This window comes from Legionella maioricensis (assembly GCF_023618015.1).
Lineage (GTDB): Bacteria > Pseudomonadota > Gammaproteobacteria > Legionellales > Legionellaceae > Legionella > Legionella maioricensis.
In genome coordinates this window covers 1-13673 of the sequence record NZ_JAJKBJ010000023.1, presented here as the reverse complement: position 1 = coordinate 13673, position 13673 = coordinate 1, and the positions used below count along the sequence as shown (strand labels likewise).

Sequence of the window (13673 nt, the reverse complement as noted above, 5' to 3'; positions counted from 1 at the left end):
AGTAAGTCATGAAACGTTTTCATATTCATATTGGCGTTGACAATCTTGCTGATAGCATTCGTTTCTATAATGCCCTGTTTGGAGCTGATCCAGTAAAAGTAAAATCCGATTATGCCAAATGGATGCTAGATGACCCACGCATTAATTTTGCAATTTCAACTCGTGGAAAACAGGGTGTAGAACACTTAGGTATTCAGGTGGATGATGCCACGGAATTAGAAGCGCTGAGAAAGCAGTTTTCTCAGGCTAATATTTCAACCCATAGTGATGGCGAGACGACCTGTTGTTATGCCAAATCGGAAAAATCATGGGTAAGTGATCCTTCAGGGATCGCATGGGAAGCCTATCATACTATGGAGGATGCCCAGTTTTTTTCTGGAGAAAAAGTAGCAGAGGGTTCTTGTTCAATGCCTGATAAAAATACCTCAACCTCTTGCTGTGATACAAAATCAAAAACATCTGGATGTTGCGGATAATGAACACTAAACCCCTTAAGTTACTATTTTTGTGCACCGGTAACTCGTGTCGTTCCATTATGGCGGAGGCGATAACTAACCAATACTCTAATGGTCGCTATCTGGCTTTTAGCGCAGGTAGCGTTCCGACTGGAAGCGTGCATCCAAAAGCAATTGAAACTCTTGTGCATCATGGAATCAAATGCAACGCGGCACGCAGTAAATCCTGGAATGAATTAAAATCACAAGCTATTGATTTGGTCGTTACGGTGTGTGATCAGGCGAATAGTGAGAGCTGTCCTATTTTTCCAGGTCAATCCAAGAAACTTCATTGGAGCAAAAGGAACCGAGATTGAAATCAAAGCTGCATTTGAGGCGATATTTAATCAACTTAAATCACGAATAGAGCAGGAATTGTTATGACCACTTGCAGGACAGGGCGTCTTTCATTTTTAGATAAATATTTAACCCTATGGATCTTCGTAGCGATGGCTGCAGGTATCGCTATTGGTTCATTTTTTTTCAGCGCTCCGCAATTCTTAAATTCCTTATCTATTGGCTCGACGAATATTCCTATTGCTATGGGTCTTATTTTAATGATGTATCCTCCATTAGCCCGAGTAAAATATGAAGAATTACCCCTGATATTTAAAGACTGGCGAACTCTCCTGTTGTCATTGATTCAAAACTGGTTTATCGGTCCTTTCCTCATGTTTGGTCTTGCTGTTTTATTTTTACATGGATATCCCGAATATATGACTGGGCTTATTCTTATTGGTCTGGCACGCTGTATTGCCATGGTGATTGTCTGGAATCAGCTAGCAGAAGGGGATAATCAGTATGTTGCTGCCTTAGTGGCATTTAACAGTATTTTTCAATTGCTGTTCTTCAGTGTTTACGCCTGGTTTTTTCTAACGGTTTTGCCACCACTTGTTGGCATGAGTGGCCAAATAGTCCACATCAATTTTATGACGATTGCCGAAAGCGTGTTTATTTATTTAGGCATACCTTTTTTCGCAGGGTTTCTGACTCGTTTTGTATTGATAAAGAGAAAAGGGGTAATCTGGTATGAAACCATTTTTTTACCAAAGATTTCTCCCATTACATTGATTGCGCTACTTTTTACGATTCTTGCGATGTTTTCTTTAAAGGGCGCTATGGTATTGCAACTTCCTATAGACGTCATTCGTATTGCCATACCTCTGGTCATTTATTTTGTGGTGATGTTTTTTGTCAGTTTTGCGATGGGGAAGCTTATTGGGGCCAATTATGAAAAGACAACGGCAGCATCATTTACTGCAGCCAGTAATAATTTCGAATTGGCTATTGCTGTTGCAATTGCCACCTTTGGACTTAATTCTGCCATAGCTTTTACAACGGTAATTGGTCCTCTTGTTGAAGTGCCGGTTCTTATTTTACTTGTGAATGCAGCATTTTGGTTACGAAAGCGATGGTTTTTAGGAGCAACTATTAAGTAGGTGCTAGAAACTAATATTGAAATCACTCAGTCGCTACTTCAGTAGTGGTTATTGAAACAGGGATGCAAAAAGATGAAATTTCTACAACAACCCCCGCGCTTCCTATTTTTTACTGGTAAAGGTGGAGTAGGCAAAACATCAATAGCCTGTGCTACTGCAGTTCAACTGGCTGAAACAAATAAGCGTGTATTGCTGGTCAGTACTGATCCTGCCTCCAATGTGGGGCAAGTATTTGATGTCAGTATTGGTAACCAAATTACCGCAATCCCAGCGGTAGCACGCCTCTATGCGATGGAAATTAATCCAGAATCGGCAGCGCAAGCTTATTGTGATAAAATTATAAATCCGGTTCGTGGCGTTCTCCCTGATACAGTAGTCAAGGATATGGAAGAGCAACTGTCTGGTGCCTGTACTACGGAAATTGCAGCTTTTGACGAATTTACCGCACTGCTTACTGACACCTCACTGACAGCTGAGTTCGAGCATATTATTTTCGATACCGCACCCACCGGACACACCATTCGGTTGTTACAATTGCCAGGTGCCTGGAATAGTTTTCTTGAAAATGGCCAAGGAGATGCATCTTGCCTCGGGCCTTTAGCTGGACTGGAAAAACAACGTGAACAGTATAAAATGGCTGTTGAAGCATTATCTGATCCATTACGCACACGATTAGTGCTAGTGGCAAGGGCACAGCTTGCGACTTTGCGAGAAGTTGCTAGAACCCATGAAGAGCTGGCAGCTATTGGCATGAGGCAACAATTTCCGATTATCAATGGCATACTACCAGCTAGCGAAGCGGAGCATGATGCATTAGCAGCAGCCATTTATTCTCGTGAACAGGCTGCCTTAACGGCTATTCCTTCTGTACTTAATGATTTGCCCTGTGACACAGTGGAACTTAAATCATTTAATTTAGTGGGTTTAGAATCCTTACATCAATTACTAACCCTCTCTGTGCAACGATGGTCTCCTCAAGGCGAGCATAATGTCGCTCACGATTATCCTCGCTTAATAACCCTGATTGATGGTATTGCAGATGGTGGTCATGGTCTTGTGATGGTCATGGGAAAAGGTGGGGTCGGTAAAACAACACTTGCTGCTGCTGTAGCAATTGAGTTAGCAAATCGAGGACTTCCAGTGCATCTTACCACTTCTGATCCTGCGGGACATTTGAGCGAAACTTTGATTGCTGCTCTGGACAACTTAACTATAAGCAGGATTGACCCACATGCTGAAACGGAGCGCTACAAACAACATGTGCTAGAGACAAAAGGTGCACAACTCAATGCTCAAGATCGCGCTCTTTTGGAAGAAGATTTGCGTTCACCATGCACTGAAGAAATCGCTGTCTTTCAAGCATTTTCAAGAATTATTCGTGAAGCGGGCAAAAAGTTCGTAGTGATGGATACAGCACCCACCGGGCATACATTATTATTACTTGACGCTACGGGTTCATATCACCGAGAAATTGAGCGTCAGATGAGTGGTAAGAAGATCTCTTTTACCACGCCCATGATGCAATTACAGGATCCCAAACAGACCAAAGTGCTGCTCGTCACGTTAGCGGAAACGACTCCAGTACTTGAGGCAGCTAACTTACAAGAAGACTTGCGTCGTGCAGGTATTGAACCTTGGGCGTGGATTATCAATAATAGTATAGCAGCTACACAGACAAATTCGGTGCTATTACGCCAAAGAGCACAAAATGAACTGATTCAAATTGATAAAGTGGCTAACCAGTATGCTACACGGTATGCAGTTGTTCCCCTACTGAAGGAAGAACCCATTGGTATCGAACGCCTGTTGGCTATGTTTAATCAGTAAATAATTAATATTGACTAGTTTAATAACTCCAGACTGGTTAACTAAAAGGAGGTTTCTCATGAATAGTTCACCTCTAGAATTTCATTTGAGTGTTCGCGTATCTGATCTTGACGAAAGCCCGGTATTCTATTCGGTGTTTCTCGGAACGGAACCCAAAGACCGCACATCTCGCTTGGTTAATGACAGCGGTAAGCCATTAGATACTTACAGTATGTATCACATCAGGCTTGGTGTGAGCGACAAAGCAACAGTTACTGAAAGTTACTTTCGTGCTAAGGCGAATGGTCTGGAAATAATTAAACCACCACGAACGACTTGGCGAGGCACTCCTTTACACAAGTTATGGCTGCGTGATCCTCAGGATAGGGAATAGAAGTCTATGCACGCTTAACGCCCGAAGAGCTAAAAGAGATGCCTGTCGATCAGGAGCCTTGTTATTTGGTTTCTGGAACCGAGCCATAAGCACCCTGGTTTTTTGGTTCGATGCCAATTGAGGCAATCTTAATAACATACCCTATGGAGATTAATAGAATGAACGTCCCGCAGGAATCTGAATATATTTATGAAGATAACGGGCTGTATATTTGCCCAGAATGCGCGTATGAATGGTCAAAAAATGAAATAGACGAAAACACCGAAAACGACAGGTTTACGGTTCGTGATTCGAATGGAAACTTATTAAAGGAGGGCGATTTTGTTACGGTTATTAAAGATTTAAAAATCAAGGGTTCATCATCCATTATAAAAGTAGGAACCAAAGTAAAAATACTTCGATTGGTTGATGGCGATCACGATATTGACGAGGGTATTGGCTCAATGATGTTAAAGTCAGTTTTTGTAAAAAAATCTGAAAGCAGTAAATCCATATGATTGCCATTTATGAAGCGTATCGTACGGGTTTGTTAGGGTTTAAAAATTGGCTGCCTAATCTAATCGCTGGACTTATTGTTGGTGTGGTTGCGCTTCCATTAGCGATGGCTTTTGCGATAGCCTCTGGCGTACCACCACAACAGGGCTTATATACAGCTATCATTGCTGGTTTTATTGTTGGATTATTTGGAGGTACACGCGTTCAAATTGCAGGCCCCACAGGAGCATTTGTTGTTATCTTAGCGAGCATTACTGCTAAATATGGGATAAGTGGGTTACAAATAGCTACTCTTTTGGCTGGAGGAATACTCATCCTCATGGGGCTAACAAAACTGGGTGATGTCATTAAATTTATTCCTGATCCAGTGATTGTAGGATTTACTTCTGGAATTGGTGTTATTATTTTTGTTGGCGAGTGGAAAGATTTTTTTGGGTTATCGGTTTCATTACCCTTGGATGCCCCTTTTTATCAGAAAATATACTCACTTTTAATGGCATTACCGCATTTAAGTTTGACTACAACAGGAATGGCCATGATGAGCTTAGCATTGATTTTGCTAGCTCCTCGATTTTTAAAACGTATTCCAGGGCCCCTTATTGCGCTAGTCATAGCTACTTTGATGCAAACAATTTTTCAATTTAAAGGCATTTCAACCTTAGGAAGTGCATTTGGAACTATTTCATCGGCATTACCCTCGTTTCAATTGCCAAACTTATCTATTCAATTAATTTCTCAATTAATTGGTCCAGCCTTTACTATTGCCTTATTGGGTGCCATTGAGTCGCTATTATCAGCTACGGCTGCTGATGGCATGTCTAATACACGCCATGATGCGAATCAAGAACTTATTGGACAAGGTTTAGCGAATCTTATAGCACCTCTATTCGCTGGCTTTGCCGCTACAGGAGCGATTGCTAGAACTGCTACTAATATTCGAAATGGCGGAAATAGCCCACTGGCCGCTATTGTTCATTCGATAACATTATTATTAATAATTATATTTTTAGCACCATTTGCTTCAGCAATTCCATTATGTACTTTGGCGGCAATTTTGTTTGTAGTTGCATTTAATATGAGTGATATTCCACATTTCATTTACACCATAAAGCGTGCACCGCAATACGATGTTACAATTTTGTTAGTTACTTTTTTTCTGACCATATTCACTGACTTAGTTGTTGCTGTTAATACGGGCGTAATTCTCGCCATTCTACTTTTTATTCGACGAATGAACCAAGCTATTGTTGTAGAAACTCATTCTTCGATACATTTTCAAAACGAAATCAATGAACATGATATTAAACTACCCGAAGATCTTTTAGTTTATACAATTCAAGGACCGCTATTTTTTGGTGCAGCTGAGAAAATTGAACGAGCCTTGGCAGTGACTCATACCGATCCTTCAGTGATTATTTTACGTTTAAAGAGCGTTCCTTTTATGGATATGACGGGATTGACAATATTGCGCGAATTGGTGGAGCAGTTTCATAATCGTGGTATAAAAGTTTATATGTGTGAAGCTAATGTAGCCGTGCGTCGAAAGCTTATAAAAGTTAATATGCTTCGTTTATTAGAAAAAAAGCGTCTTTTTAAAACATTTCCTGAAACACTTAAATGCTGTTCCACCTCAAAATATAAAACATGAACTATATCGATTTACGCTTCGCAAATGAGTTTTAGGAAATTATCTTCAATTATGGAGGGGCCCTTTCGACCGGAAGTTCTTTTGCAATCGTTAAGCAAGTAAGTTGGGTCATTTTGACCCAACAAAAAATATTGCCAGCGGCACCAAAAGCTATAGAAGGAGGATTCAAGCCAATGTAGCCTTGATGCAGCGCAGCGAAATCAAGGTTTCATTCTCCAAATCCTCTGCTAGTTTCAAACCTCGAATCAGCCCAATTCCTAGGTAATCTTCCAATTCGTAAATAATGATGAAAAGAAGAATGAGGCCAATGATGCAAGGATTCAACCAAATCATGTTTGAGCGGATTATAGTGAATATAATTCACGTGATGTTCAAAATCTGTTTCGTCTTTTATAGTATGCTCCCAAAACCGACGTTGCCAAAGACAATATTCATTGTGTCGTGTTTTAATCAATGGAAAAGTTGACTTATTTACAGATTTTGAGAATAGTGCTTTGATTTTCTTCCATCGCTGAGAATAATTTGAATCCCCATGCGGTAACTGCCAAATCATATGAAGATGTTCGGGTAAAATTACATAAGCTTTGATAAGAAAAGGATATTGCGTTTTAACCCTTTGAACCGCTTCTTTTAATAAATGAATTTGGTCTACCAGCACGCTTGATTTTCTATTTCTCAAGGTCACTGTAAAGAAAAACGTTCCTCCCGGAACGAAGCTTCTTCGGTAATTCACCAATTTTATATATTTCCCTGAATGGTTGGAGTAGAAATATTAATAGAGAAAGAGAAATAAATAAACCTTGATTACGCTATCGCTGCATCAAGGCTACGCTTGCTAAGATTTGATTTAAATTTATTTGAAATAAAGAAAGTGTTAGGAACGTGCGCCAATTATTTGGGGTAGCGCTAGGGCCGAGGTAATAACAAGGCCGATTAATAGATTTGTGAACACTAAATTGCCATTCCAAAATGCATAGATTAAATAGGTTGTGATAGGGACAAGACTAATAATAACAGAGGTTGTTGCAGTTCCTAATTTCCGAATCGCCTGCTGGTTAAAGAAAATAGGGATTACTAAAGAACCAATACTTACTGCAATCAATGGACGGGCATTATCTTTGAGGGCGGCATGGAGAGTATCAAGATGTATAAATAGTGATGAACCAATAAACAATACCCAAAAGCGTGTTGCCAGAACTTGAATGGACGTTAATTTAGCACGGGCGCATAGCTGTTCGGATGTTAGCATGTAGATGTAAAAAGCAAGTCCAGCCAAGATTCCTAGCAAGATTCCAAAGAGGGTGCTTCCTGGCTTTTGTATTTCATATTTAAAAAATAAAATTAGAATAGAACTTACTAAAATTAGCATGCTCCAGCGATATGAGGACGTGCCGCTTTTTCGATAAAGGCTGAAAAACCCTAAAAAAGCTGAGGAAATAAAAAGTGATGTCATGGTGATAAAAGGATCGGAGAGATAGGTCGCATAAACCATGCATAGCCAATCTAATCCCAGAGCCGTAGACATCATTAAAAATAAAAATGGGTTTTGTAAAATAGCGTCGTAAACCGTTTTTAAATTTCTTAAACAGAGTAAATTGAAGCAAAATATTGCAATGCCACTCATCACAAACAAAGCTGTCAATGGTTCAACATCACTACAGAGATCATCAAGAAAGACAAAGGCAATTGATGCAAGCATCACATAGAGCATTGCATCAATATATCCACTCATTTGATTATTAACTTTATTCATATGGTCTCTAAAAAATCACGTTCCCCAATGGCTTCCAGTGGTGCAAAATCCCTGTTGGCAAGAAAACCTGGTCTCGGTGATTCTATCTGTTTCATCGTATAGTTTACAAGATTGTAAAAGAGCCTTCCGATCTCATGGCGATAAATTAAATCCTGGGTAGCAAGTAGGTTGGGTCATTTTGACCCAACAAAAAATATTGCCAGCGGCACTTAAAAGCTATAGAAGGAGGATTCAAGCCAATGTAGCCTTGATGCAGCGCAGCGAAATCAAGGTTTCATTCTCCAAATCCTCGGCTAGCTTCAAACCTTGAATCAGCTCAATTCTTGGGTAATCTTCCAATTCGTAAATAATGATGAAAAGAAGAGTGAGGCCAATGATGCAAGGATTCAACCAAACCATGTTTGAGCGGATTATAGTGAATATAATTCACATGATGTTCAAAATCTGTTTCGTCTTTAATAGTATGCTCCCAAAACCGACGTTGCCAAAGACAATATTCATTGTGTCGTGTTTTAATCAATGGAAAAGTTGACTTATTTACAGATTTTGAGAATAGCGCTTTGATTTTCTTCCATCGCTGAGAGTAATTTGAATCCCCATGCGGTAACTGCCAAATTATATGAAGATGTTCGGGTAAAATTACATAAGCTTTGATAAGAAAAGGATGTTGCGTTTTAATCCTTTGAACCGCTTCTTTTAATAAATGAATTTGGTCTACAAGCACGCTTAATTTTCTATTTCTCAAGGTCACTGTAAAGAAAAACGTTCCTCCCGGAACGAAGCTTCTTCGGTAATTCACCATTTTATATATTTCCCTGAATGGTTGGAGTAGAAATATTAATTGAGAAAGAGAAATAAATAAACCTTGATTACGCTATCGCTGCATCAAGGCTACGCTTGCTATTTCAAAAGCAGGGAATCCTTATTTACGTAATACAAATGATATATTACACGCTCTTGGTTTGTCAACCCTACTGGGGTTGACAAACAACCCTATTGGGGTCATAATTTAATTATGAAAATAATAAAAAAAGCCCAAGTTGTTGTTGAAACAGCAGAATATATAAAGCAGGCTGAATCTTGTATGGATAAGAAAAGCAGAGATGACTTTATAAGTCATATTGCTCAAAATCCGACAGAAGGAAATCTTATTTCTGGAACTGGCGGGGCTAGAAAGATTCGTTGGACAGCTGATAGTAATCAAGGTAAGAGTGGTGGTGCAAGAGTTATATATTATTACCATAATCAAAATATGCCTATTTTTTTGTTTACCGCTTACGGAAAAAATCAAAAGGAAAATATTACCGAAAGTGAAAAGAATATATTGAAAACCATTATCAAAACTATTGTTAAGGTTTATGGGGAGAATGAACATGAGTGATTTGGGTGAAAGTTTAATCCGTGGGGCAATGGAGGCTCTTGAGTACGCTAAAGGGAACAAAAAAGGCGCGGTTACACATGAAGTATTAGTTCCTACTCAAGTAGATGTTATGGCTATTAGAAAGAAAATGCATATGAGCCGACAAAAATTTTGTGAAGAATTTGGGTTTAGTGTGAGGACATTAGAAAAATGGGAGCGGGGCGAGCGCACACCAGAATCATCCGCGAGAGCCTATTTAACAGTTATTGCGAGTAACCCTACGGCTGTTATTAATGCGCTGCATAAAACAAGTTAGTAACAGTTATTGTTTGAACCCAAAACCTAAGTCTGAATTACTAAACCTAGTAAATTTTTTAATTAGACCCAAAGTTATTCCCTCTAATTTAATTTTGCACTTTTGCTAAAAGTATTTCAGCATGCACATCTTGAAAATCCTTCCATTTCTTTGTTGCAGCAAGATATTCATTAAATTTGGGTTCGGTATCTTCAAATGAAGTTCTACCTTTATTTGACTCTTCAACTTCAGCAAGCCATTCTTTATGCAGACGTATGGATTCATCTCTAAGCCGTGTCGCCTCCTGAAAAATCGGCATATTCTCTTCTGTTATATATTGCATGATATTTCCTTATTCAGCAGTAGCAACGTAAAATGCGAATTTCTAATTCTTTTAATTATAGCTAATGAGATCCTAGGGGTTCCAGAAAAGTAATCATATTTACACTTTGCTTTACTAATTAAGAGGGTGGGGCACTCAAGGCGGATTCAAACAATGAGTTGCACGCAAAATAAATCACATAGTACGGATGTCATTAATTGGCCAATTTTAATATTTAATTACCCGATTTGTGACCAGAAAATGCTTGGCAAATTAAACTGGACTTTAGTCATTTTTATAAGAATGGTTAATAACTCGTCTTTGCGGTCATTTATGATAATGGCCAAAGCCTCGTTAAAGAAGTTCTCTTTTACTCATAAGGATACTAGATATGGACGTCGAATCAACCCCAGCTCATATCCAACTGGCCATTATGTCGCGTGACTATGTGGTATCAAGATCAATACAAGCGATTGCAAAACTCGGTATTGCAGATCATATGTCTGATAAGCTAACTCCCGTAGGGATTATCGCTAAAAAAACATCTACAATCCCAGAGTTGCTTGACCGGCTCCTTAGTTTCTTATCTGCATATGGTTTATTTACCAAAGTTGACGATTCTTATGCGCTTACTTCATTATCTTATCCCTTACAACAAGATAACGCTCATTCAATCAAAGAGGTATTGTGCATGGTTGATGAATCCTGGTGGCAAGCATTTGCTCATCTTGATACGGAGCTCAAAACAGGGGTTTCAGCCTTCAAACTTCAACATGGAATCGATTTTTTTAATTATCTTGACCAGCATGCGGAGACTAAAACAAATTATGAAAAAGGATTGGCCGTACTTTCAACCTTCGATGATAAAGCCATAACACAGGGATATGATTTTGGTCAGCATCAACATCTGGTCAATATTGGAAACAAAACCGCTGGCTTAACCAACGCAATAAATACACGCTACCCTGCTGTATTCATTCACAATCTGGATATTAATTTTCAATTGAACATCCAGGAATTAAATGATCAACTTAAAAATTTACAACACATCGATGGTTATCTTGTAAAGGCACTATTGCATGATTACAGTGAAACCGTCATCAAACAAGTTTTACACGCATGTTATACTCATATGCCTAACCATTCGTCGTTAATTATTGCCGAACAAATCATACCCAATGATCCCTTACCCCATACGAATAAAACAATGGATATTATCATGATGGTACTGGTTGGCGGACGTCAACGAACCCTTACCAATTGGCAAGAATTGATTGAATCCAGTGGATTTAAACTAACATCTACTTATCCCACCTCGGGACTATTGACTCTGATGGAATATAAAATTCTCAAATAAGAATAATGATTAAAGCCACTATTTTTTACACTTAATCAAGCACATAGTTGAATAAAATAAATCAAATATTAACATAAAAAAGATAGTATGATATTATTTGAATCAATATAGGAAATAATAGTTCTTATGTATAATCTCTTATTAATATCATGGCCTGTTAACAATTCACTTGAATTATCTAAAGACCTCTAATCAGTGTTGAATGAATAATATGTTAATAAAACTCCAATTTAACGAAAATGTACTACCTGAAAATTATGAAACAGATCTTAACCCAAAAGAATATGCTGAATTTTTAGACTCCGGTAGAAAAATTAATTTTTTGGTAGCCGATAAAGATGGGGCATGGCACTTTTCTATTGTAACCTTCAAAAATGATCAAGAGGGTATACGATCTATACCTAAACTGTTCCATAAAAATGAATTATTTGGTTTTGAGAGCAATCATTCTAAAAACAAATTACACGCCATGCTAACGTCTCTTGCAGGAACTTTATATCACAAATTAGGTAATGATTTACAACCTGTTGTGACCTATGCGATTGACCTATCTCTCAATTTTTATACAGCATCAAAAAATATACCCAATTTTAATTCCGCTGATATTTTAATTGATAACGGTTTTTATATTGATGAAAATCAATTGGTTTATCCTGTAGGGTGTGACTTCCATTTGATGTCCAAACTACCTGAATCTCCTGCACAATACAAAAACAGCTATATATTTATTAAAACGAACGATACTCAGGAACTGTATTATATTAAGCATGATGGGGAATATGAAAAAGCAAAAATTGTTGATTTCAAGTTATTTGAAGAAAAAATAAACGCCATTAAAAATAAGGATGAGACTCAATTACATCTCAGTCAGGAGCAAATTAAAGAAATTGTAACATCAAACGGAGGCCACACCCCTGAGTCCACCAAATATACTCTCAAAGGATTTGGGGCAGCAAACATGTTAAATCATTTCCTGGTTAATACAGATAATAATCCAGGTAATTGGGGTGTGGCGATTGACCCCGAGAAGGGAATAGCCACAGTTGTTCAAATCGATACTGAGTGCTGCTGGGGTCCTAATTTTTTAAAATTAAACCCGGATCATGTGAGGCACATATTAGAGCATCCTATCCTAGGGACATACCCACTTCAATTAATAGGAACAGCAGGAGAAGAAGAAGAAATACAATATATTGAATCGGAATTAGCAGAAGTATTGCAAACAGAATTATTCCCTAATGAAATTTCAAAATTACAACTGCAGGAATTTGAAACAAAATTTATGGATGAAGCCGTTGATACGTTATTTAAAATCATATCCACTCCAAATAGTGCTTATCGCCATATGATTAATGTCAATCTCAATCAACCCATAGCAACAGCCTATAAAAATAACTTTTATAATACACTTATAAAAAACAAAAACATTTATGCTAATGAAGCCCTAAAGGTAAAACCCTATGTCGAAAAAGCCCGGAAAATTACTATGGAAGACCTTCGTTGGGTAAATAATATCAAGCTGCAAATATTACATAACCTATTTTGCCTGGAAATATGTCGCCATGAGATCACGGGTTATAGTCCGCTAACACTGTTTAAACTAACCAATAAAATCATTAAAGTTGAGGGGGTTACTATAAAAGAAAGTTATCATCTAACAACCATTAAGGCAGAAAAGTATGATCAGTTAATCAATGCATTAAAAGCAAACTATCATGAAGTTATACTCAAAATCATACTACCTAAGCTAGAACTAAGAGTTATAGCAATAAATAAAGGTTTAGATCAAAGTGCAAATAATTATTCTTCCTCTGTAAAAAGCAACTTCTTTTTGCAAGGTAATAACAAACGACCTCGCCAAAGCTGTGAATTTGAATCATTATGGAATGAATATGACTTTTTTAATAAAGAAAAACCTCTTGAGAGGCCACTTGAACAGGCCCAACTCGATAACTGCAATTTAGATCCTTTTGAAGCGTCAATAGAATGTGATACACCCTCGATGCAACAATAGTTTCTAATAAAGCCATTAATGCGGAAATGCTCTTCTAACAACGCTGTACGGTCCGAGGGATCCACTGATCTAGCTCTATACTAAAGCTCTGGATCCCGCGGACTCACTCGAGAAAGTGTCACTTGATCCCCAACCCTTCTCCCTTAACGGGGTTCTTTTCAGGAAGGTACGAAATTTCCCGGCACACCCATAAAACCCTTTACTAGACTAGGCTGTAGCCAATAAATCGATTTTTTTGTTAGTCACTAATTTTTCTATAACATCATGTAAATTAAGGCATTCTAACTAATTGATTT

General features: G+C 38.1%; 15 protein-coding genes. 11 read left to right on the top strand and 4 right to left on the bottom strand.

Features of this window, described 5'->3' with window-relative positions:
- Window positions 1-8 precede the first annotated feature (8 nt).
- The 7 genes from LOX96_RS14645 (at window position 9) to LOX96_RS14615 (ending at window position 6276) form a co-directional block, all read left to right on the top strand.
- Entirely contained in the window at window positions 9-476 is a 468-nt protein-coding gene (locus tag LOX96_RS14645; RefSeq protein ID WP_250423744.1) for an ArsI/CadI family heavy metal resistance metalloenzyme, read from the top strand.
- Window positions 476-811: an arsenate reductase ArsC gene (locus LOX96_RS14640; protein ID WP_250423746.1), complete on the top strand. Its 336-nt coding sequence runs from the start codon at window positions 476-478 to the stop codon at window positions 809-811. The genes LOX96_RS14645 and LOX96_RS14640 overlap by 1 nt, the downstream gene beginning before the upstream one ends.
- Before the next feature lie 63 nt (window positions 812-874).
- Window positions 875-1933, top strand: a complete 1059-nt coding sequence (arsB, locus tag LOX96_RS14635; protein WP_250423748.1) for an ACR3 family arsenite efflux transporter — start codon at window positions 875-877, stop codon at window positions 1931-1933.
- Window positions 1934-2005: 72 nt separating this feature from the next.
- Complete coding sequence (gene arsA, locus LOX96_RS14630) at window positions 2006-3760, top strand: arsenical pump-driving ATPase (protein ID WP_250423751.1); 1755 nt, start codon at window positions 2006-2008, stop codon at window positions 3758-3760.
- 58 nt (window positions 3761-3818) lie between these two features.
- Window positions 3819-4133 carry a VOC family protein gene (locus LOX96_RS14625; RefSeq protein WP_250423752.1) on the top strand — a complete coding sequence of 105 codons (315 nt, stop codon included), beginning with the start codon at window positions 3819-3821 and terminating at the stop codon, window positions 4131-4133.
- Between the two features lie 158 nt (window positions 4134-4291).
- Window positions 4292-4630, top strand: coding sequence for a zinc ribbon domain-containing protein YjdM (locus LOX96_RS14620; protein WP_250423761.1), 339 nt, complete (start codon window positions 4292-4294; stop codon window positions 4628-4630).
- On the top strand, window positions 4627-6276 hold the full coding sequence (locus LOX96_RS14615; RefSeq protein WP_250423763.1) for a SulP family inorganic anion transporter: 1650 nt from the start codon (window positions 4627-4629) through the stop codon (window positions 6274-6276). Before LOX96_RS14620 ends, LOX96_RS14615 begins: the two co-directional genes overlap by 4 nt.
- Window positions 6277-6484: 208 nt before the next feature.
- Here the strand turns inward: LOX96_RS14615 and LOX96_RS14610 are convergent, their stop codons facing one another.
- From LOX96_RS14610 to LOX96_RS14600, 3 genes are all read right to left on the bottom strand, one after another.
- The gene (locus tag LOX96_RS14610; protein WP_250423765.1) at window positions 6485-7009 is read right to left on the bottom strand and encodes an REP-associated tyrosine transposase; all 525 of its coding nucleotides are present in this window, start codon (window positions 7007-7009) and stop codon (window positions 6485-6487) included.
- Between the two features lie 141 nt (window positions 7010-7150).
- Window positions 7151-8029, bottom strand: a complete 879-nt coding sequence (locus LOX96_RS14605) for a hypothetical protein (RefSeq protein ID WP_250423766.1) — start codon at window positions 8027-8029, stop codon at window positions 7151-7153.
- Between the two features lie 316 nt (window positions 8030-8345).
- Window positions 8346-8831 carry an REP-associated tyrosine transposase gene (locus LOX96_RS14600; RefSeq protein ID WP_250423771.1) on the bottom strand — a complete coding sequence of 162 codons (486 nt, stop codon included), beginning with the start codon at window positions 8829-8831 and terminating at the stop codon, window positions 8346-8348.
- A 213-nt stretch (window positions 8832-9044) separates the two neighbouring features.
- Here LOX96_RS14600 and LOX96_RS14595 point away from each other — a divergent pair, with 213 nt between their 5' ends.
- Window positions 9045-9410: a type II toxin-antitoxin system RelE/ParE family toxin gene (locus LOX96_RS14595; protein WP_250423773.1), complete on the top strand. Its 366-nt coding sequence runs from the start codon at window positions 9045-9047 to the stop codon at window positions 9408-9410.
- Window positions 9403-9705, top strand: a complete 303-nt coding sequence (locus LOX96_RS14590; RefSeq protein ID WP_250423775.1) for a helix-turn-helix domain-containing protein — start codon at window positions 9403-9405, stop codon at window positions 9703-9705. The genes LOX96_RS14595 and LOX96_RS14590 overlap by 8 nt, the downstream gene beginning before the upstream one ends.
- 88 nt (window positions 9706-9793) lie before the next feature.
- Here the strand turns inward: LOX96_RS14590 and LOX96_RS14585 are convergent, their stop codons facing one another.
- Complete coding sequence (locus LOX96_RS14585) at window positions 9794-10027, bottom strand: hypothetical protein (RefSeq protein WP_250423777.1); 234 nt, start codon at window positions 10025-10027, stop codon at window positions 9794-9796.
- Between the two features lie 370 nt (window positions 10028-10397).
- Here LOX96_RS14585 and LOX96_RS14580 point away from each other — a divergent pair, with 370 nt between their 5' ends.
- Together LOX96_RS14580 and LOX96_RS14575 are read left to right on the top strand one after the other, a co-directional pair.
- Window positions 10398-11363: a methyltransferase gene (locus tag LOX96_RS14580; RefSeq protein ID WP_250423779.1), complete on the top strand. Its 966-nt coding sequence runs from the start codon at window positions 10398-10400 to the stop codon at window positions 11361-11363.
- A 202-nt stretch (window positions 11364-11565) separates the two neighbouring features.
- Window positions 11566-13377, top strand: coding sequence for a hypothetical protein (locus LOX96_RS14575; protein WP_250423787.1), 1812 nt, complete (start codon window positions 11566-11568; stop codon window positions 13375-13377).
- Window positions 13378-13673: the final 296 nt, after the last annotated feature.